The 21,051-nt window shown below is 55.3% G+C and carries 20 protein-coding genes; 11 read left to right on the top strand and 9 right to left on the bottom strand.

The window, feature by feature from the left end; genetic code table 11:
* Positions 1-43 precede the first annotated feature (43 nt).
* Positions 44-2,950, top strand: coding sequence for an RNA polymerase-associated protein RapA (gene rapA / locus DK872_RS17160; RefSeq protein WP_071920204.1), 2,907 nt, complete (start codon positions 44-46; stop codon positions 2,948-2,950).
* Positions 2,951-2,961: 11 nt separating this feature from the next.
* A complete protein-coding gene (rluA, locus tag DK872_RS17155) occupies positions 2,962-3,621 on the top strand; it encodes a bifunctional tRNA pseudouridine(32) synthase/23S rRNA pseudouridine(746) synthase RluA (protein ID WP_090398211.1) in 660 nt (219 codons plus the stop codon).
* A 37-nt stretch (positions 3,622-3,658) separates the two neighbouring features.
* Here the strand turns inward: rluA and djlA are convergent, their stop codons facing one another.
* Positions 3,659-4,486 (bottom strand): co-chaperone DjlA, encoded by an 828-nt coding sequence (gene djlA, locus DK872_RS17150; RefSeq protein WP_072440129.1) that lies wholly within the window; start codon positions 4,484-4,486, stop codon positions 3,659-3,661.
* Between the two features lie 196 nt (positions 4,487-4,682).
* Between djlA and lptD the strand changes: the two genes are divergently transcribed.
* Genes lptD through apaH form a run of 6 tightly spaced genes read left to right on the top strand, consistent with a single transcriptional unit; the run spans position 4,683 to position 11,404 of the window.
* On the top strand, positions 4,683-7,025 hold the full coding sequence (lptD, locus tag DK872_RS17145) for an LPS assembly protein LptD (protein WP_071920202.1): 2,343 nt from the start codon (positions 4,683-4,685) through the stop codon (positions 7,023-7,025).
* A gap of 53 nt (positions 7,026-7,078) precedes the next feature.
* Positions 7,079-8,365: a peptidylprolyl isomerase SurA gene (gene surA, locus DK872_RS17140; protein ID WP_007373112.1), complete on the top strand. Its 1,287-nt coding sequence runs from the start codon at positions 7,079-7,081 to the stop codon at positions 8,363-8,365.
* Positions 8,366-9,352, top strand: a complete 987-nt coding sequence (pdxA, locus tag DK872_RS17135; protein WP_161518583.1) for a 4-hydroxythreonine-4-phosphate dehydrogenase PdxA — start codon at positions 8,366-8,368, stop codon at positions 9,350-9,352.
* Complete coding sequence (gene rsmA / locus DK872_RS17130) at positions 9,349-10,170, top strand: 16S rRNA (adenine(1518)-N(6)/adenine(1519)-N(6))-dimethyltransferase RsmA (RefSeq protein WP_035886538.1); 822 nt, start codon at positions 9,349-9,351, stop codon at positions 10,168-10,170. Before pdxA ends, rsmA begins: the two co-directional genes overlap by 4 nt.
* A gap of 3 nt (positions 10,171-10,173) precedes the next feature.
* Complete coding sequence (apaG, locus tag DK872_RS17125) at positions 10,174-10,551, top strand: Co2+/Mg2+ efflux protein ApaG (RefSeq protein ID WP_035886540.1); 378 nt, start codon at positions 10,174-10,176, stop codon at positions 10,549-10,551.
* A 4-nt stretch (positions 10,552-10,555) separates the two neighbouring features.
* A complete protein-coding gene (apaH, locus tag DK872_RS17120) occupies positions 10,556-11,404 on the top strand; it encodes a bis(5'-nucleosyl)-tetraphosphatase (symmetrical) ApaH (RefSeq protein ID WP_007373108.1) in 849 nt (282 codons plus the stop codon).
* A gap of 34 nt (positions 11,405-11,438) precedes the next feature.
* Here apaH and folA read toward each other — a convergent pair whose 3' ends face one another.
* The 7 genes from folA to DK872_RS17085 form a co-directional block, all read right to left on the bottom strand.
* Positions 11,439-11,918 carry a type 3 dihydrofolate reductase gene (gene folA / locus DK872_RS17115; protein WP_007373107.1) on the bottom strand — a complete coding sequence of 160 codons (480 nt, stop codon included), beginning with the start codon at positions 11,916-11,918 and terminating at the stop codon, positions 11,439-11,441.
* A 187-nt stretch (positions 11,919-12,105) separates the two neighbouring features.
* Entirely contained in the window at positions 12,106-13,968 is a 1,863-nt protein-coding gene (gene kefC, locus DK872_RS17110) for a glutathione-regulated potassium-efflux system protein KefC (RefSeq protein WP_007373105.1), read from the bottom strand.
* Positions 13,961-14,491: a glutathione-regulated potassium-efflux system oxidoreductase KefF gene (gene kefF / locus DK872_RS17105; protein WP_007373104.1), complete on the bottom strand. Its 531-nt coding sequence runs from the start codon at positions 14,489-14,491 to the stop codon at positions 13,961-13,963. Before kefF ends, kefC begins: the two co-directional genes overlap by 8 nt.
* A gap of 122 nt (positions 14,492-14,613) precedes the next feature.
* Complete coding sequence (locus DK872_RS17100; protein ID WP_071920199.1) at positions 14,614-15,108, bottom strand: heme-degrading domain-containing protein; 495 nt, start codon at positions 15,106-15,108, stop codon at positions 14,614-14,616.
* A gap of 11 nt (positions 15,109-15,119) precedes the next feature.
* Positions 15,120-16,427, bottom strand: coding sequence for an MFS transporter (locus tag DK872_RS17095; RefSeq protein WP_007373102.1), 1,308 nt, complete (start codon positions 16,425-16,427; stop codon positions 15,120-15,122).
* A gap of 29 nt (positions 16,428-16,456) precedes the next feature.
* On the bottom strand, positions 16,457-17,407 hold the full coding sequence (locus DK872_RS17090) for a 2-hydroxyacid dehydrogenase (RefSeq protein ID WP_035886541.1): 951 nt from the start codon (positions 17,405-17,407) through the stop codon (positions 16,457-16,459).
* A gap of 209 nt (positions 17,408-17,616) precedes the next feature.
* The gene (locus DK872_RS17085; RefSeq protein ID WP_007373099.1) at positions 17,617-18,609 is read right to left on the bottom strand and encodes a LacI family DNA-binding transcriptional regulator; all 993 of its coding nucleotides are present in this window, start codon (positions 18,607-18,609) and stop codon (positions 17,617-17,619) included.
* A 239-nt stretch (positions 18,610-18,848) separates the two neighbouring features.
* Here DK872_RS17085 and idnO point away from each other — a divergent pair, with 239 nt between their 5' ends.
* The 3 genes from idnO to DK872_RS17070 are packed head-to-tail and all read left to right on the top strand — an operon-like array spanning position 18,849 to position 20,621.
* Positions 18,849-19,613 (top strand): gluconate 5-dehydrogenase, encoded by a 765-nt coding sequence (idnO, locus tag DK872_RS17080; protein ID WP_007373098.1) that lies wholly within the window; start codon positions 18,849-18,851, stop codon positions 19,611-19,613.
* A gap of 10 nt (positions 19,614-19,623) precedes the next feature.
* Positions 19,624-20,154 carry a gluconokinase gene (locus DK872_RS17075; protein WP_079516957.1) on the top strand — a complete coding sequence of 177 codons (531 nt, stop codon included), beginning with the start codon at positions 19,624-19,626 and terminating at the stop codon, positions 20,152-20,154.
* Positions 20,151-20,621, top strand: coding sequence for a YhcH/YjgK/YiaL family protein (locus DK872_RS17070; RefSeq protein WP_161518582.1), 471 nt, complete (start codon positions 20,151-20,153; stop codon positions 20,619-20,621). Before DK872_RS17075 ends, DK872_RS17070 begins: the two co-directional genes overlap by 4 nt.
* Positions 20,622-20,673: 52 nt before the next feature.
* Here DK872_RS17070 and DK872_RS17065 read toward each other — a convergent pair whose 3' ends face one another.
* Entirely contained in the window at positions 20,674-20,904 is a 231-nt protein-coding gene (locus tag DK872_RS17065; RefSeq protein WP_035886663.1) for a YgdI/YgdR family lipoprotein, read from the bottom strand.
* Positions 20,905-21,051: the final 147 nt, after the last annotated feature.

The raw sequence follows: 21,051 nt of genomic DNA, 5'->3' as shown, positions 1-21,051 counted from the left end.
GGCGACGAGCTATTGCCTGCAATTTGAGATATAGAGTTCATTTATGCCCTTTACACTTGGTCAACGCTGGATTAGCGACACGGAAAGCGAACTCGGACTTGGTACAGTCGTTGCCATCGATGCACGCACGGTTACGCTCCTTTTCCCTGCCACTGGAGAAAATCGCCTGTATGCCCGTAGCGATTCCCCGGTTACCCGCGTCATGTTCAACCCCGGTGATACGGTTACCAGCCATGAAGGCTGGCAGTTAACGATTGAAGACGTAAAAGAAGAAAACGGACTGCTTGCCTACACCGGAACGCGTCTGGATACCCAGGAAAACGACGTCATCCTGCGCGAAGTGCTGCTCGACAGCAAACTGGTATTCAGCAAACCACAGGATCGCCTGTTTGCCGGGCAGATCGACCGTATGGACCGTTTTGCGCTGCGTTTTCGTGCCCGCAATTATCAAAGCGCGCAATACCGTATGCCGTGGAGCGGCCTGCGTGGCCAGCGCACGAATCTGATCCCGCATCAGTTGCACATCGCTCACGATGTGGGTCGCCGCTATGCGCCGCGTGTGCTGCTGGCGGATGAAGTCGGTCTCGGGAAAACTATTGAAGCCGGGATGATCCTGCATCAACAACTGCTCTCTGGCGCAGCGGAACGTGTGCTGATTGTGGTGCCGGAAACCCTGCAACACCAGTGGCTGGTGGAGATGCTGCGTCGCTTCAACCTGCGCTTCGCCCTGTTCGACGATGAACGCTATGCGGAAGCGCAACACGACGCAGATAACCCGTTTGAGACCGAACAACTGGTGATCTGCTCCCTCGATTTTGTACGCCGCAACAAGCAGCGCCTTGAGCATCTTTGCGATGCGGAGTGGGATCTGCTGGTGGTGGACGAAGCGCATCACCTGGTGTGGAGCGAAAACGAAGCCAGCCGTGAATATCTCGCCATTGAGCAGCTGGCCGAGCGCGTACCCGGCATTTTGCTGCTGACCGCCACGCCGGAACAGCTGGGCATGGAGAGCCACTTTGCCCGTCTGCGCCTGCTTGATCCAAACCGTTTCCATGACTTCGCCCAGTTTGTCGAAGAGCAGAAAAACTATCGTCCGGTCGCTGATGCAGTGGCGCTACTGCTGGCAGGTGAACGGCTTAGCAATGACGATCTGAATACGCTGAGCGATCTGGTGGGTGAGCAGGATATCGAACCGCTGCTGCAAACCGCCAACAGCGACCGCGACGGTGCAGCCGATGCGCGCCAGGAGCTGATCACCATGCTGATGGACAGACACGGCACCAGCCGCGTGTTGTTCCGTAACACCCGCAACGGCGTGAAAGGCTTTCCGAAACGCGAACTGCACACGGTTAAATTGCCGCTGCCGACACAGTATCAAACCGCCATCAAAGTTTCCGGCATTATGGGCGCGCGTAAGAGTCTGGAAGAACGCGCCCGCGACATGCTCTATCCGGAACAGATTTATCAGGAATTCGAAGGCGATAGCGGTACCTGGTGGAACTTCGACCCTCGCGTAGAGTGGTTAATGGGCTACCTGACCAGCCACCGTTCCCGGAAAATCCTGGTGATCTGCGCCAAAGCGGCGACCGCGCTGCAGCTGGAACAGGTTCTGCGTGAACGCGAAGGCATTCGCGCGGCCGTGTTCCATGAAGGCATGTCGATTATCGAACGCGACCGTGCAGCCGCGTGGTTTGGCGAAGAAGACAGCGGCGCGCAGGTACTGCTGTGCTCGGAGATCGGCTCTGAAGGCCGTAACTTCCAGTTCGCCAGCCATCTGGTGATGTTCGATCTGCCATTTAACCCGGATCTGCTGGAGCAGCGTATCGGTCGTCTGGATCGTATCGGTCAGGCGCATGATATTCAGATCCATGTGCCGTATCTGGAGAAAACAGCGCAGTCCGTACTGGTTCGCTGGTATCACGAAGGGCTGGATGCCTTTGAACATACCTGCCCGACCGGTCGCACGATTTACGACAGCGTCCACGGCGAGCTGATTAACTATCTGGCCGCACCGGAAAACACCGACGGGTTTGAAGAGCTGATCAAATCCTGCCACGAGCAGCATGACGCGCTGAAAACGCAACTGGAACAAGGGCGTGACCGTCTGCTGGAGATCCACTCTAATGGCGGCGAAAAAGCGCAAGCCCTGGCAGAAAGCATTGCAGAGCAGGATGATGACACCGCGCTTATCACCTTCGCCATGAACCTGTTTGATATCGTGGGGATTAACCAGGACGATCGCGGCGAAAACATGATCGTTCTGACGCCGTCCGATCATATGCTGGTGCCGGATTTCCCGGGCCTGCCGGAAGATGGCTGTACCATCACTTTCGATCGCGATGTCGCGCTCTCCCGCGAGGATGCGCAGTTCATCACCTGGGAACATCCGCTGATCCGCAACGGTCTGGATCTGATCCTCTCCGGCGATACCGGCAGCAGTACCATTTCGCTACTGAAAAACAAAGCGCTGCCGGTCGGTACGCTGTTGCTGGAGCTGATCTATGTCGTCGAAGCGCAGGCACCGAAACATCTGCAGCTTAACCGCTTCCTGCCGCCGACGCCGATCCGCCTGCTGGTGGATAAAAACGGCACTAACCTGGCCGGACAGGTTGAGTTTGAAAGTTTCAACCGTCAGCTCAGCGCCGTGAACCGCCATACCGGCAGTAAGCTGGTGAATGCGGTGCATCAGGATGTACACAACATTCTGCAAAAAGGTGAAATGCAGGTTGAGAGCGCAGCGCGCGCGCTGATTGATGCCGCCCGCAGCGAAGCAGACGAGAAACTCTCTGCTGAACTGTCGCGTCTGGAAGCGCTGCGTGCGGTTAACCCTAACATTCGTGACGATGAAGTGGCCGCTATTGAAAGTAATCGCCAGCACGTGCTGGAAAGCCTGGATCAGGCGAGCTGGCGACTGGACGCGCTGCGTCTGATCGTTGTGACGCATCAATAACGGAGCTGTTTATGGTGATGGAGCCTTACAATCCGCCGCAGGATCCCTGGCTGGTTATTCTCTATCAGGATGAGCACATTATGGTCGTCAACAAGCCCAGCGGCTTGTTGTCGGTTCCGGGTCGTCTTGATGAGCATAAAGACAGTGTGATGACACGTATTCAGCGCGACTTTCCGCAGGCTGAATCCGTGCATCGCCTGGATATGGCCACCAGCGGTGTGATTGTGGTGGCTCTTACCAAAAATGCCGAACGTGAACTAAAGCGCCAGTTCCGCGAGCGCGAACCGAAAAAGCAGTATCTGGCGCGCATCTGGGGTCACCCGGAGAAAGCGGAAGGGCTGGTGAATTTACCGCTGATTTGCGACTGGCCGAATCGCCCGAAGCAGAAAGTGTGTTACGAAACCGGCAAAGCGGCGCAGACCGAGTATGAAGTGTTGTCGCTGGATGATGATGGCAACGCCCGCGTACGGCTGAAGCCGATTACGGGTCGCTCGCATCAACTGCGCGTGCATATGCTGGCTATTGGTCATCCGATTCTCGGCGATCGCTTTTATGCACCGCCGCAAGCGCTGGCGCTGGCGCCGCGTTTACAGTTGCATGCCGAAACACTGACGATTACTCATCCGGAATTCGGCAATAGCATGACGTTCAAAGCACCGGTAGATTTTTAATACTCTCCCCCGACCGCGCGCCGGGGGAGTATTACGCTTAGCGAAAACCCTTCTGCTCGCGAATCAGTTCGTAAGCTTTCTGAATTTCCTGCGCTTTTTGTTTTGCCATTTCCATCATCTCCGGCGGCAAACCTTTTGCCACCAGTTTGTCCGGATGGTGTTCGCCCATCAATTTACGGTAAGCACGCTTAATGGTTGTCGCATCGTCTGTCGGTTTCACGCCCAGCACATTACAGGCATCTTCCAGCGTCGGACCACGCTGTGCCTGCTGCCAGCCGCCGCCGTTACCGCCCGCCTGCTGCTGATAATGGTAACCGTCGCCAAATTGCGCGCCGCCCTGCATCATGCGCAGGAACTGATCGAATTGCAGGCGCGAGATGCCCAACTCCTCAGCAATCACATACAACACTTCGCGTTCACTGGGGTGCAGGGAGCCATCGGCAAAAGCAGCCTGGATTTGAATTTCCAGAAACATCCGAATCAAATCGAAGCGGCCAAAACAGACGCTGCGGAACTGACGCATCTTGTCGCGAAGCGGGTAATTATCCGCTTTACCGTCGCGAAACGCGCGTTGTGCCGCCATACGCGACTCGCCATGCAGATTCATGCGATCCATAAAAAGGCTGGCGACCTGGATGTCAGCTTCGGTGACACGGCCTTTCGATTTGGTCAGATGCCCCATCACCTCAAAGGTGGTGGCGAAGAAGAGCGACTGACGTTCACGCTGGTTAGCAAACCAGGCCATTTTACGGCTGCGCGCCTTATCAAACATATGACCGATAATCAGCCCCAGAACCGCGCCCCAAAAGCCGCCGCCCATGAAAAGAGCGATGACCACACCAACCACTTTTCCCCAATACTGCATATACTCCCCAAATCGTCATGCCGTCGGCTAAAATTTGCTTTATCATACCCGTCATTCTATGCCATGCACAGGCGCAGTCTTCTCTCCCTGGCTCGAACGCGGGCAGGATTAAAACTAGCGTTGCAAAGGCGAGTAAGTTAGTCTCAGACCGTTTGCCAGCGTAAAGCCACAGATGACGGAACAACAAATACAACGTATGAAAAAACGTATCCCCACCCTCCTGGCCACCATGATTGGCTCCGCCCTTTATAGTCAGCAGGGAATGGCAGCCGATCTTGCCTCGCAGTGTATGCTTGGCGTCCCCAGCTACAATCGCCCGCTGGTACAGGGTGATACCAATAACCTGCCGGTGACGATCAATGCCGATCACGCAAAAGGCAACTACCCTGACGATGCCGTTTTTACCGGCAATGTCGATATTAATCAAGGGAATAGCCGTTTACAGGCCGATGAGGTGCAGCTTCATCAGCAGCAGCCGGAAGGTCAGACAGACCCGGTACGCACAGTGGATGCACTGGGTAATGTGCACTATGACGATAACCAGGTCATCCTGAAAGGTCCTAAAGCCTGGTCAAACCTGAACACCAAAGATACCAACGTCTGGCAGGGTGATTACCAGATGGTGGGTCGCCAGGGGCGTGGCACCGCCGACCTGATGAAACAGCGCGGGCAAAACCGCTATACGATTCTGGATAACGGCTCCTTTACCTCCTGCTTGCCGGGTTCTGATACCTGGAGCGTCGTGGGTAGCGAAGTGATTCAGGATCGCCAGGAGCAGGTCGCGGAGATCTGGAACGCGCGCTTTAAACTCGGCCCCGTACCGGTGTTCTATAGCCCGTACTTACAGTTGCCGATCGGTGACAAACGCCGTTCCGGTTTCTTGATCCCGAATGCCAAGTACAGCACCAGTAACTACTTCGAGTTTTACCTGCCGTACTACTGGAACATTGCGCCAAATATGGATGCGACCATCACGCCGCACTACATCCATAAACGAGGCAATATTCAGTGGCAAAACGAATTCCGCTATCTGACACAGGCCGGGGCTGGCCTGGTTGAATTTGACTATCTGCCGTCCGACAAAGTCTACGAAGATGAGTATCCGACGGAGAGCAACCGCCACCGCTGGTTATTCTACTGGCAGCACTCTGGCGTAATGGATCAGGTGTGGCGTTTTAATGCCAACTACACCAAAGTCAGCGATCCTTACTATTTTAATGACTTCACATCAAAATATGGTTCCAGTACCGATGGTTACGCGACCCAGATCTTCAGCGTGGGTTACGCAGTGGAAAACTTTAACGCCACGGTATCGACAAAACAGTTCCAGGTATTTAACCGCGAAAACAGTAACTCCTATGCCGCTGAACCCCAGTTGGATGTGAACTGGTATCACAATGACCTTGGGCCGTTTGACTTGAGTGTGTATGGCCAGGCGGTTCATTTCACCAATACTAACGCTAACTATCCGGAAGCGACGCGTGTTCATCTGGAGCCGACGTTAAGTCTGCCCGTCTCCAACGACTGGAGCAGCCTGAATACCGAAGTGAAAATGCTGGCGACCCACTACCAGCAGAGCAATCTGGATGATTACAACGCAAGTAACAACACGGATTACAAAGAGACAGTCAACCGCGTCATGCCGCAATTTAAGATGGACGGCAAGATGGTGTTTGAACGTGATATGAACTGGGCGGAAGGTTATACCCAAACGCTGGAGCCACGCGCGCAATACCTGTATGTGCCGTATCGCGATCAGAGCCATATCAACAACTACGACTCAACGCTCTTACAATCCGACTACAGTGGGCTGTTCCGCGATCGCACCTACGGCGGGCTTGACCGTATCGCCTCTGCAAACCAGGTTACCACCGGCGTCACAACGCGCATTTATGATGATGCGGCAGTTGAACGTTTTAACGTTTCTGTTGGTCAAATCTACTATTTCACCGAGTCTCGCACCGGTGATGACAATATTAACTGGGAGAAAGACAACAAAACGGGGTCGTTGGTTTGGGCGGGTGATACCTACTGGCGTATCTCAGATCGCTGGGGTCTGCGCGGTGGCGTGCAGTACGACACGCGTCTGAATGCCATCGCCAACAGCAGCTCGTCACTGGAATACCGTCGTGATGAAGACCGTATGCTGCAACTGAGCTACCGTTACGCCAGCCCGGAATACATTCAGGCAACGCTGCCAAGCTACGCGACTTCCGCGCAGTATAAAGATGGTATTTCGCAGGTGGGCGCTGCCGGAAGCTGGCCGATTGCCGACCGCTGGTCGATCGTCGGGGCTTACTATTTCGACACCAATACACACAAATCCGCTGACCAGATGGTTGGCTTGCAGTACAACTCCTGCTGTTATGCTCTCCGCGTCGGCTATGAGCGGAAAATTAACGGCTGGCAAAATGACCAAAGCAAGTATGACAACGTCATCGGTTTCAACATTGAGCTGCGCGGTCTGAGTTCTAACTACGGTTTGGGTACGCAACAAATGCTGCGTTCAAACATTCTGCCGTACCGTAGTTCAATGTGATCTGTTTGATTTGCAACGTAATCCGCATTGCGGTTAATTGAAATGGAAAAGGTATGAAGAACTGGAAAACGCTGCTTCTCGGTATCGCTATGGTTGCGAATACCAGTTTTGCTGCGCCTCAGGTTGTTGATAAAGTCGCTGCTGTCGTCAATAACGGCGTAGTGCTTGAAAGTGACGTTGATAGCATGATGCAGTCCGTAAAGGCCAATGCAGGCCAGGCGGGTCAGCAACTGCCGGACGACGCCACGCTGCGCCATCAGATCCTTGAACGTCTGATCATGGATCAAATCATTCTGCAGATGGGCACCAAAATGGGTGTCAAAGTGACGGACGAGCAGCTTGATGCCGCCATCGCCGACATTGCCAAACAGAACAATATGTCTATGGATCAATTGCGCAGCCGTCTGGCTTACGATGGGGTGAATTACAACACCTATCGCAACCAGATCCGCAAAGAGATGATCATCTCTGAAGTGCGCAACGGTGAAGTGCGCCGTCGTGTGACTGTCCTGCCGCAGGAAGTGGATGCCCTGGCACAGCAGATGGGAAACCAGAACGATGCCAGCACCGAACTGAACCTGAGCCACATTCTGATCCCGCTGCCGGAAAACCCGACATCGGATCAGGTTAACGAAGCTGAAAACCAGGCACGTTCCATTGTCGATCAGGCGCGTAAAGGTAGTGATTTCGGCAAGCTGGCGATCACCTACTCTGCCGATCAGCAAGCGCTGAAAGGCGGACAGATGGGTTGGGGACGCATCCAGGAGCTGCCAAGCATCTTCGCTCAGGCGCTGAGTACGGCGAAAAAAGGCGACATTATCGGGCCGATTCGTTCCGGTGTCGGTTTCCATATCCTGAAAGTTAACGATTTGCGCGGCCAGTCTCAGAACATCTCCGTGACGGAAGTTCACGCTCGTCACATCCTGCTGAAACCGTCACCCATCATGAGCGACGATCAGGCTCGCGTGAAACTGGAAGAGATCGCAGCGGATATTAAGAGCGGTAAAACCACGTTTGCTAATGCAGCGAAAGAGTTCTCACAGGATCCGGGTTCTGCAAACCAGGGCGGCGATCTGGGCTGGGCGGCAGCGGATATTTATGATCCGGCATTCCGCGATGCGCTGATGAAGCTGAAACGCGGCCAGATGAGCGGCCCGGTGCACTCCTCCTTCGGCTGGCACCTGATCGAAATGCTTGATTCGCGTAACGTTGATAAAACAGACGCCGCGCAGAAAGACAGAGCGTATCGCATGCTGATGAATCGCAAATTCTCTGAAGAAGCCGCGACCTGGATGCAGGAACAACGCGCCAGCGCCTACGTGAAAATCCTGAGCAACTAAATGAAAACACAGCGTGTCGCTATCACTCCCGGCGAGCCCGCCGGGATTGGTCCGGATCTGGTGGTTCAGCTCGCCCAGCGTGACTGGCCGGTTGAACTGGTTATCTGTGCAGACGCGACGCTGTTAGCCGACCGGGCAGCCCTGCTCGGTCTGCCGTTGCAGTTTCGGGATTACGATCCCGCAGCTGCTGCGGTTGCGCAGCAAGCCGGTACGTTAACCGTGCTGCCCCTCGCTCTGCATGCGCCGGTAACGCCGGGCGTACTCAACCCTCTTAATGGCCCTTATGTTGTGGAAACCCTTGCCCGCGCCTGCGACGGCTGCCTGAACGGTGAATTTGCTGCGCTGGTAACCGGCCCGGTACATAAAGGGGTGATCAACGACGCGGGTACGCCGTTTACCGGGCACACGGAGTTTTTCGAGGAGCGCTCGCACGCCGCCAAAGTGGTGATGATGCTGGCCACCGAAGAGTTACGCGTTGCGCTGGCAACCACCCATTTGCCGCTCAAAGACGTAGCACAGGCCATTACGCCAACACTGTTACGCGAGGTTATTCACATTCTGCACGGGGATTTACAGCAGAAATTTGGTATCCGCCATCCGCACATTCTGGTCTGCGGGCTGAATCCACACGCAGGTGAAGGCGGGCACATGGGGACGGAAGAGATCGAGACGATCATTCCTGTGCTGGAAGAAATGCGGGCCAGCGGTATGAATTTGAGCGGTCCATTGCCTGCCGATACGCTGTTTCAGCCCAAATACCTTGATAATGCCGACGCCGTACTGGCGATGTACCACGATCAGGGCCTGCCCGTGCTAAAATACCAGGGATTTGGCCGCGGCGTGAATATCACTCTCGGTTTACCTTTTATTCGCACATCCGTTGACCACGGCACCGCGCTGGAACTGGCGGGCCATGGAACAGCAGATGTCGGCAGTTTTATTACGGCGCTTAACCTCGCCATCAAAATGATTGTTAATACTCAATGACTAATCGAGTCCATCAGGGCCATTTAGCCCGTAAACGCTTCGGGCAAAACTTTCTCCACGACCAGTTCGTGATCGACAGCATCGTATCGGCCATCAACCCGCAAAAGGGTCAGGCGATGGTTGAAATCGGCCCAGGCCTTGGCGCACTGACCGAACCGGTTGGCGAACGTCTGGATAAGCTGACAGTTATCGAACTTGACCGCGATCTGGCTGCACGCCTGCAAACACATCCGTTCCTCGCGCCAAAACTGACAATTTATCAGCAAGATGCGATGACCATGAATTTTGGCGAGCTTTCACAGACGCTCGGCCAGCCGCTGCGTGTTTTCGGCAACCTGCCGTATAACATCTCCACACCATTGATGTTCCATCTGTTTAGCTATACTGATGCCATTGCCGATATGCACTTTATGTTGCAGAAAGAGGTGGTAAATCGTCTGGTTGCAGGACCAAACAGTAAGGCGTATGGTCGGTTAAGCGTGATGGCGCAGTACTACTGTCAGGTTATTCCGGTGCTGGAAGTGCCGCCGACAGCGTTCGCGCCGCCGCCGAAGGTGGATTCTGCCGTGGTTCGTCTGGTGCCGCATACTACGTTGCCGCATCCGGTCAAAGAGATTCGCACGCTGAGCCGCATTACCACCGAAGCCTTTAACCAGCGTCGTAAAACCATCCGCAATAGCCTCGGCAATGTGTTTACGGTTGAGGTGCTGGCATCGCTGGGGATCGACCCGACGATGCGCGCGGAAAATATCTCTGTTGCGCAGTACTGTCAGTTAGCCAACTACCTGACGGAAAATGCGCCGCCGAAGGAGAGTTAACTCATGATCAATTCGCCCCGAGTTTGTGTTCAGGTACAAAGCGTCTACATTGAGTCTCAGTCAACCCCCGACGATGAACGTTATGTGTTTGCTTACACCATCACCATCCGGAACCTGGGGCGAACCCCTGTCCAGTTGTTGAAACGCTACTGGCTGATCACCAATGGAAATGGCCGCGAAACAGAAGTACAGGGCGAAGGTGTCGTCGGTGAACAGCCGCACATTGAGCCGGGCGGCGAATATCAATACACCAGCGGCGCGGTCATTGAGACGCCGATGGGCACCATGCAGGGCCACTACGAAATGATCGACGCGCAGGGCACTGCGTTTCGCATCGCCGTCCCTGTCTTCCGACTCGCTGTTCCAATACTGATTCATTAATCCAATGGCTACATATCTGATTGGTGACGTTCATGGTTGCTATGATGAACTGATCGCGCTGTTAAAACAGGTTGAATTTTCACCAGAGCAAGACACCCTATGGCTTACCGGCGATTTAGTTGCCCGTGGGCCGGGGTCGCTGGATGTACTGCGTTACGTAAAATCATTGGGCGACAGCGTACGTATCGTACTGGGCAATCACGATCTGCATCTGCTGGCCGTCTTTGCCGGTATCAGCCGCAATAAACCCAAAGACCGGCTCAATTTATTGCTGGAAGCGCCCGACGCCGACGAACTGATCAACTGGCTGCGTCGTCAGCCGCTGCTGCAAATCGACGAAGAGAAAAAGCTGGTGATGGCGCACGCCGGGATCACCCCGCAGTGGGATTTGCCGACGGCGATACACTGCGCGCGCGATATCGAAGCGGTGCTCTCCAGCGATTCCTATCCGCTATTCCTGGATGCAATGTATGGCGATCTGCCAAACCACTGGACGCCGGAACTCAGTGGGCTTGCCCGACTGCGCTTTATCACTAATGCCTTCACACGTATGCGTTACTGCTTCCCGAACGGGCAGTTGGATATGTACTGCAAGGATATTCCCGAACGTGCTCCTGCACCGCTTAAACCGTGGTTCTCGATTCCGGGACCGGTTTCTCAGGAGTACAGCATCGTCTTTGGCCACTGGGCATCGCTGGAAGGCGCTGGCACACCGGAAGGGATTTACGCGCTGGATACCGGCTGCTGCTGGGGCGGCGTACTGACCTGCCTGCGCTGGGAAGACAAAATGTACTTCACGCAACCGTCAAATCGCCAGATGGATTTAGGGGATGGTGAGGCGATAGCCTCTTAAAGGACTCCCCGGCGGCGACCCGCCGGGGGACATCTTAGCGGCGCTCGAGGATCTCAAAGCAGTAGCTATGCGAGTTCTGCGCATCAGCATCATGGAATTCGCTAAATACCGATTCCCAGTCGTCCGGGTCGTAATCCGGGAAGTGGGTATCGCCTTCCACTTCAGCATCAATGTGCGTCAGGTAGAGGCGCTGCGCCTTCGGCAGACACTGTTCGTAAACACGCCCGCCGCCGATCACCATGATCTCTTCCACATCACCGCAGGCAGCAATAGCTTCATCCACGGATTTCACCCATTCGACACGATCGTCAGTACCCGGCTGGCTACTGATCACAATGTTCTTGCGCCCCGGTAACGGACGGCCGATGGATTCCCACGTCAGACGCCCCATCACCACCGGTTTGTTTAAGGTATTGCGCTTAAACCAGGCGAGATCGGCCGGTAAATTCCACGGCATGGCGTTCTCCATACCAATCACGCGATCCACGGCTAGCGCGGCAATCAGACTGATCATTCATTCATTCCTGGATGCAAAAAAATTGTCGCCACTATACGGAAAGCACAATCTTTCGTCGATGGGGGGCAAGGCAAAGGATAAGAAAATTTTTCATTCTGCTGGCGATACCGCAACCTGTTGCTGCACCGCCAGCTTTCCACTCGCTTTAATTCAAAACGTTACCCGTAAACCACTCTGAACAGGTTCACGCCTGCGGTTTCACCGCCGGTTCGTCTGCCGGATCGTCCGTATGCCGCCCCTCTTCCGTTCCCTGCCAGCCATGACGCTGCGTTAACGAAAGATGTGCGCGATCCTCTGAGATGATTTCCGTCAACATGGCGCTGGTGCGCTTAAACACGGCAGCGCGCGCCTGCGCATCATTCTCGACCTGCGCCATCTCTTCCACCATCGACGTATTGAAACGGCGGAAATGGTCGGCGCGCTCGCGGGCTTCATAGGGGCCTAATCCTAACCCTTCCAGCGCCAGACGCCCGGTTTTCAGCGCCGCTTCGAAGGTTTCACGTTCCGGTCTGTCGACGCCAGCCTGTCGCAGGCGAATATAGTGATCGACATCGCGAGCGCGGGCAATAATGCGCAGATCCGGGAAGTGCTCTTTTGCCAGCTCAGTCAATTGCAGGCTGGCCTGTGGATCGTCAATCGCATTAATCAACACCTCAGCACGCCCGGCACCGGCGGACTCCAGCAGATCGACGCGCGTGGCATCACCGTAGAAAACTTTCATGCCGAATTTACGCAACGTTTCGATATGATCGGGATCGTGGTCAAGCACCACCATTTTCACGCCGCTGGAAAGTAACAGACGCCCGGCGATCTGACCAAAACGACCAAATCCGGCGATGATCACCCGCGCCTCTTCTTCATCGATCTCATCGGCTTCGCGCTCCTGCTGTGAACCGGCAGTTTCCAGCCGCGCCAGCAGTACCAGCAGGACTGGCGTCGCCGCCATTGATAACGCAACCGTCAGCGTTAGCGCTTTCGCCCATTCCGGATCGAGCACCTGTGCAGTTTGCGCGGCGCCAAACACCACAAAGGCGAATTCACTCCCCTGCCCCAGCAGCGCGGCAAACCACATCCGCTGTTTACCCGGCACACGTAACGGACGGGCGATCAGCCACAGCACCACGCTTTTAATCACCAGGAAACCCACCAGCAACAGCAGGATACGCAGCGGGTGCGTCACCAGCGTACCGAAGTCGATGGACATGCCGACGCCAATAAAGAACAATCCAAGCAGCAGGCCTTTAAACGGTTCGATGTCGCTTTCCAGCGCGTGACGGTATTCAGAGCTGGCCAGTAACACCCCGGCAAGGAAGGCGCCCATCGCCATCGACAATCCCGCCTCTTCCAGCAATAACCCAAAGCCGAACACCAGAAACAGCGCCACGGCGCAGAACACTTCCCGCAGCCCGGAGCGAGCGACAAAGCGTAGCGCCGGACGCGCGACATAACGCCCAATCAACACCACCAGCGCCAGTGCGCCCACCACTTTCAGCGCCGAAAGGGTAAACGCGCTCAACGTCATCGCACCGCCGCTGGCCGCCAGCAGCGGAATCATCGCCACCAGCGGGATTGCCGCGATATCCTGGAACAGCAGCACCGAGAAGGCGCTGCGCCCCATCTGCGAAACTGTCAGGTTGCGTTCATTCATCGCCTGCATGGCAATCGCGGTGGAAGAGAGCGCCAGCGTCAGACCAATCAGCAGCGCCACCGGCCACGCCAGCCCCAGCAGGGCGCAAAACACGCCAAGCAGCAGGCCACAACTCACCATTTGCAGCGCGCCGCCGCCAAACACCGAGGCGCGCAACTTCCACAATCGTTGCGGATCCAGCTCAAGACCAATCACGAAAAGCATCAGCACCACGCCAATTTCGGCGAAATGGAGAATGGATTCGGCATCGGTGACCAGGCGCAATCCCCACGGCCCAATAATGCCACCGGCAATCAGGTAGCCAAGCACCGACCCCAGCCCCAATCGTACAGCGATGGGAACAACCAGCGCGGCCGACCCCAGGTAGATCAGCGCCTGTATTAATGAATGGCTATCCATGTGCCGCCTCCTGCCACTCCAGCAAACGTTGTTTGTAATGACGCGCCTGCGCCTGCAGGGTTTCATCGTCGCAAATAAAGGTACAGTGCACGGCAAAAGGCGGTAACCAGTTCATCCCGCAGTAAATCGCTGTTGCCTGCAATGGCTGCGAAAGCACATCAAAGCCGGGGTGCGATCCGATATCAAAATGGTGGTCGCCGCCGCCAGTGGTCACAGCCCACATCACGTTTTTTCCTTTAAGCGCAGTGCCCTCATGACCATAGGCCCAGCCATGCGACAACACTTTATCCAGCCAGAGTTTCAGCAACGGCGGAACGCTGTACCACTGCATCGGATGCTGCCAGATAACCAGCGAAGCGCGGGAAAGCGCCTCCTGCTCGGCGGCCACATCAATATTAAAGTCAGGGTATAGCTCATAGAGAGAACGGATTTCGACGCCTTCCAGCGTCCTTGCCTGCTCAATCATTCGCTTATTCGCATGCGAATGCTGCGGATAAGGATGGGCATAAATTATAAGGATCATCGATCAACCTGTTTTTCACTGCGTTCTTTTGCTTGAGAGTGTAGACAGTTAATCATCAGGCTTAAAGCGACAATCTGTGCGGGAATGGCAGACGCAACCCGCGCGCCTGCCAGTGAAGGGAGTTACATCGGAGGGACGAGCGTCAGTGGCGCGACATTCAGCGTCTGTGCCAGCGTACTCAGCACAAGGTTATGATCATCACGCTGCGGCGCGCCGGAGACCGTCACCGTACCAATCAGGCAACCGCTGGTCAGATAAAGCGGATAACTGCCGCCAAATGCTGCATAGTCTCGCGCATCTACGCCATAACGTTCACTCAGCGTCGTACCACGGGATTGCAGCATCAACCCTGCAGCCCAGGAGCTGATACCGAGAAAATCCACCAGATTACGCTTACGCCGCACCCAATCCACATTTTCTGCCGTCGCGCCGGGCATTAGCGCGCTGAACAGGCACAGTTGATTGACACGAACCTCAATCGCCAGCGCATAATCGTTGCGCAGTGCCTCCTGGTATAACGCATTCCCCAGCGTCCAGGCATCCGCATAATCGAAGGCTGCAAAGCGCAACGTGGCGTGGTGGCTTTCGCATAATGCGATCTGTTGTTCCAGTGTCATGGTGCTCTCCGCTATGCGCGATGCGGCTGATCGTCGGTGCTGGCCAGAACCCGATCATCGGCTTGCAGATCGCATTTCTTCGGCAACAGGAAGGTGATCGTCCCGGCGATAATCAGTGAACCCGCCAGGGCGCAGACGGCCACATTCTGCCCGTAAAAGTAGATCATCACGCCGACCAGATACGGGCCGCAGAAACCACCCAGATTGCCCAGACCGTTGATCACGCCACGCGCGCTACCGGCCACTTCCGGCGAGGCAATCCTTCCGGGAATAGACCAGAACGGGCTGGTCGCCGCCTTGAGGAAGAAACCGCACATCACCAGCGCAATATAAGCCGCCACCACATGTTCGCGTAACAATACCGAAGCCAGCAGTGAGGCAGCGAAACAGTACAGGGAGAGACGCACCCAGGCGCGACGTTTACCGCTGCGATCGCTGAATAGCGAGATGGTATAGATCCCGGCAAGCGTGGCAACAAAAGGTAAGATCGCCAGAACTCCGACCCCGGCCATATTGGCGCCAGTCAGATTTTTCAGGATCGTCGGCAACCACAGTGTGTAGCCATAATCCCCGGTCTGGTAGAAGAAGTTGAGCACCACCAGCTTCATCAGGCCGGCATTGCGGAACACATCTTTTACCGGCGCATTGCTGACCGCCTCTTCCGCCAGCCGCGCTTCGCGCTCGCGCGCCAGCGTGGTGACCAGATATTCGCGTTCGCTGGCTGGCAGCCAGTGCGCCTCTTCCGGCCGATCGCTGATCAGCCGCCACCACACCAGCAGCACCACCAGTGAAAGCAGCCCTTCGATGATAAACAGCCAGCGCCAGTCGAGCGCCGCGATGATCGCCCCGGAAACCGGCGCAGTCAGCATGCCGCCAAGCGGGGCAAACATCATGACAAACGCATTCGCCCGGCCCACCTCTTTTTCCGGGAACCAGTTGCTGACCATCGTCAGCACCACCGGCAACATTCCCCCTTCGGAAACGCCGAGAATAAAGCGCAGTACCAGCAGTTGATACTCATGCGTTACGAATCCGGTGGCGACAGAAACCACCGCCCACGCCAGCAGCGACCAGGCGATAAAACGCTTGCCGCTGCCGTTTACCGCGCTACGCCCGCCGGGAATTTGCAAGAACAGATAACCGATAAAAAAGATCCCGCTGGCGACGCCAGCCATCTGACTGGTGATGCCTAAATCCGCTTCCATACCGCCTGGCAGCGCGAAGCTGATATTAACCCTGTCCATAAACGAAATAATGCAGGCAATAAGCACAGGCGCAATGATCCGCCACCAGCGCGTGCCGGGTATTTTAGTGTTCATATGTTTTCTCTCTGAGGCAGAGGTGAAGATCAGGCAATCACATTGGGCAGCGGCGCCTGAGCAAAATAAGCAGCAACGTTGGCGTACACCACATCGCTCATTTTTTGTCGGGTTTCATGCGTTGCGCTGGCAACGTGCGGTTGCAGTACAACGTTGTCGAGCGCGATCAGCGCTGCCGGGACATTCGGTTCATCTTCATAAACGTCCAGCCCAGCACCGGCGATAACACCGTTTTGTAACGCGTGGATCAATGCCGTTTCATCGACCAGTGAACCGCGCGCGATGTTAATTAACCAGGCATGTTTCGGCATCACATTAAATACCGAGGCGTCGATCAGTTTGTGGTTTGCGGCTCCGGCAGAAGCCGCAATCACCAGAAAATCGCTCTCATGAGCGAGAGTATGCAGATCTGCGCACCAGTGGTAATCCAGCCCGGCAATCGGCTGCCGGTCGTTGTAGAGGATCTCCATATCGAAACCGCTGGCCCGACGGGCGATGGCCTGGCCGATATTGCCCATACCGAAGATGCCAATGCGTTTGCCGCTGACCTGCGTTGCCAGCGCTGGCGCGGAGGTTAACCAGTGTCCCTCACGGACAAAGCGATCGCCCTGACAGAGCTGACGCGCCCCCGCCAGCAGCAGCCCCATCGCCAGATCGGCTACTCCTTGCGTTAACACGCCAGAAGTGATGGTGACAGCAATATTGCGTTTGCGGGTGTAGTTCAGATCAACTGCATCGGTGCCTACCCCGAACAGCGCCACCAGCCCCACCTGCGGCAAGGCTTCCAGCACCTGATGAGTAACGCCGATATCGCCCCGCGTCACGACGACCTGAATGTCGGCGCCAACACGTTGCAGAAAAGCCTCTGCGTCAGCTTGTTCATAAAGGCGATGCACCGTGAAAGCAGTGGAAAGGCGATCGAGCAGGCTGTCTACAACAGGAGCGATCAGCAGTACGGTCTGGTTAGTTTTTGTATTCATCGTGATACCTGTTTGAAAGTTTCAGTACGTCCTGGGTCTTATCAAACGGGTTTTCGGCGGGTATTTTTGCGATCTTCATCACGCTGAATGGTGTTAAAAAAGCGTGTTACCTTCTTCGTGATCGGCGCGGGTAAAATGCCGCATTCCCCCTGAAAAGGGGCGACATAAGCACAACAAAATACTAACAACAGCCTGCGCGACTGAAAGGTTCAGATGGTTTCGCCCATCGACAGGCGATAGTGCAAATCGACGTGTTCAATGGTTGGCAAGCCTTTGATTTTCTTGAGCAGGATTTCGGTCGCGACCTTTCCCATCTCGAATCGCGGGGTCAAAACGCTGGCCAGACGCGGGCTGATAACCTGCCCAATCTCCAGGCCGTGGAACCCGGCAATCGCGATCTCAGCAGGCACTTTTATCCCGGAAGTAAGGCACTCCTGTAACACCCCAACGGCAAGGTCGTCGTTAGTACATAAAATACCGTCCATATCCGGGTACATTTGCCGCGCCAGTGTCATCATGCCGGTGCCGATAGAAATCGAGGACACCTTATTTGGCGCAATGCGTCCGACCGGTAAACCCTGCGCTTCCATCGCCTGGCAGTAACCGGTATAACGCTGCTCGTCGCGCACATCAGACATCGAGCCGAAGTAGATAATGCGCCGCTTGCCGCTGGCCAGCAGCATCGTGGTCATATCAAAACCGGCCTTCATATTGTCGAAACCGACATTGATCCGATCGGCATTCGACGACAGCCCCATCACTTCGGCAATCGGAATTTTGGCCGCTTTCAGATACTTTTCCGCCCGCAGACTATGAACCGACTCAGTAAGCAGCAACCCTTTGACATTAAAGGCTAAAACCGTAGCAATTTGCTCCTCCTCGCGCTGACTGTCGTAGTCATAATTGACCACCAGCGTCTGGTAGCCCTGCGCAGAGGTGACCGATTCAATCCCGGCGAGCAAGTCGGCAAAGATTTGATTATTAAAAGAGGGGATCAGCACGCCGATGCGCGGCAGCACGTTGGCAGACATCGCCGGATTATCCGGGTCGGGTTGGTACCCCACTTCAGCAATGACGCTGGCGATACGCTCGGCCGTGTCGGGCTTCACCTTCTCCGGCGTGCGCAGATAGCGGCTGACCGTCATTTTAGTTACGCCCGCCAGCGCAGCGATATCATGCAAAGTAATACGTTGTGCCTTCATGGTTGCTACCTGTCCTGACGCCAGCCCGAGCCCGTTATTATGCCCCTTGTCGCCGGAAAAGAGAATTGCCCAACCGCGCTGCAACGCGCGGTTAACCACCGGATTGCCCTCAGTTTTCCGCCTGGCTTCACACTAAAAGTAACCCCTTTTCGTAACATGGATTTGAGTGATCTGCGTCACAGTTCAGCCAGGGTAAAAACCGTGAGATAGAGGCCACATAATTCGCTCAGGAAATACCAATGAACGATCTTTTCAGTTTAAACGGCAAACGCGTTTTAATTACCGGTTCAGGTCAGGGGATCGGTTTTGTTATGGCGCAGGGGCTGGCGCAGTACGGCGCGGAAATCATCATTAACGATATCTCGGCGGAACGCGCCGAACAGGCCGCGATGAAACTGCGCGATGAAGGCGCAACCGCGCATGTCGCGGTATTCAACGTGACCGATGCCGAATCCGTCGAGCAGGCGATTGACAATATTGAACGCCATATCGGCGCCATCGACGTGCTGTTCAATAACGCGGGCATCCAGCGCCGTCATCCTTTTACCGAGTTTCCGGTGGATGAGTGGAACGCGGTTATCGCCGTCAACCAGACTGCTGTTTTCCTGGTTTCGCAGGCCGTCGCTAAACGCATGATGGCGCGCCAGCAGGGCAAAATCGTCAATATCTGCTCAATGCAAAGTGAACTGGGCCGCGACACCATTACGCCATATGCCGCCGCGAAAGGCGCAGTGAAAATGCTGACGCGCGGCATGTGCGTTGAACTGGCGCGCCACAATATTCAGGTTAACGGTATCGCGCCAGGCTATTTCAAAACTGCCATGACGCAGGCGTTAGTGGATGACAAAGCGTTCACCGACTGGTTATGCAAACGCACTCCTGCCGCACGCTGGGGCGATCCGCAGGAGCTGGTTGGCGCTGCGGTGTTTCTCTCCTCTAAAGCCTCCGACTTCGTTAACGGGCATTTACTGTTCGTCGATGGCGGTATGCTGGTCGCGGTATAAGGAGCGCATGATGGCTGGTCAGTGCGTGATTTTAATGGGCGTCTCCGGTACCGGGAAAAGCACGGTAGGTCTGGCGCTTGCGCAGGCAATGCAGGCGAAGTTTATCGATGGTGACGATCTGCATCCCCGACAGAACATTCGTAAAATGGCCTCGGGCCAGGCATTGGATGATGACGATCGCCTGCCGTGGCTGGAACGCGTTTCCGACGTTATTTTTAGTCTGGAACAGAAAAATGAATCTGGTGTGCTGGTCTGCTCTGCGCTGAAAAAACGCTATCGCGACCAGCTTCGCCAGGGGAACAGCAATCTCTGTTTTCTCTGGCTCAGGGGCGATTACACCTGCGTGCTGGAGAGAATGCGCCAGCGTCAGGGGCATTTTATGCCCGAAGCGCTGCTGCAAAGTCAGTTCGCCGCGCTGGAAGTTCCCGCTGATGACGAACCCGACATTCTGGCGGTGGATATCGCACCGCCGGTAGCCACGATCGTTTCGCAAAGCCTTTCCCTGTTACAAAACTACGTTAACCAGGATGTTCCCGCATGATCATTGATACCTTATCCGCTGGCGCGGTGAATCCACTCTATCCGGCGATTATTCGCCAGACGCTCCAGGCCATTCTCGATAAGAAACCGCACTCGCTGGCGGCGGGAAAATATCCGTTGCAGGGCGACAGCGTTTTCTTCTCAGTGGTTGAAGGACATACCAAGCCGCTGGCTGAGCAGCGCCCGGAATTTCATCGCCAATATATTGATATCCATATTGTATTAGACGGTGAAGAGGTGGTTGGCGCGGGTGTGGACGGCTTGCCGCTTGAACTTAGTGAGCCGTTTAATGACGCCTACGATCTCGGTTTTTGTCAGCACATTGCCAGCGAGACACTGATCCATTTACAGCCTGAAGAACTGGCAATTATCTTCCCGCTGGAGCTGCACCGCCCGATGTGCAGCCTGACGTCGCCCGCCCCGCTACGTAAAATCGTGGTGAAAATCGACGCGGCGCTGCTGAAATAAGCGCATAAAAAAAGTCCCGCCGTAGCGGGACTCTTTCTCACAGCAAGCCGGATCAGTTATCCAGCTCACTCATGTTTTTCACCTGGTCGCGGTTAATCTGCTCGGTTTTACCGGTTTCGGCATTTTTATAGGAAACCATCCCGGTGTCATCATCCACCTTCGGTTTACCATCGGTCACAATGGTGCGGCCATCCGTGGTGCGAACAGCCTGATTTGAAGAACAACCAGCCACGGTAAACAGCGTTGCGGCAGTAAAAATCGACGTCATCAGAAGTTTGTTCATTTGCATGGTTATCTCCCTGCTTTTCATTGAATTTCATTCGTCTGTTAACCCATTTTAGGTTAACGCTCTGTAAGCGTGGGAAAATGCAGAACACTCTGAAGATTGCAGGTCTGATGGTGCTTCGCTTATCAGGCCTACAGAACTTAG

Origin of the sequence: Kosakonia sp. MH5 (genome assembly GCF_009935945.1) — a bacterium.
Classification (GTDB): domain Bacteria; phylum Pseudomonadota; class Gammaproteobacteria; order Enterobacterales; family Enterobacteriaceae; genus Kosakonia; species Kosakonia radicincitans.
Note: the sequence above shows the minus strand (reverse complement) of the source record. Positions and strands in the feature narration are given on the sequence as shown.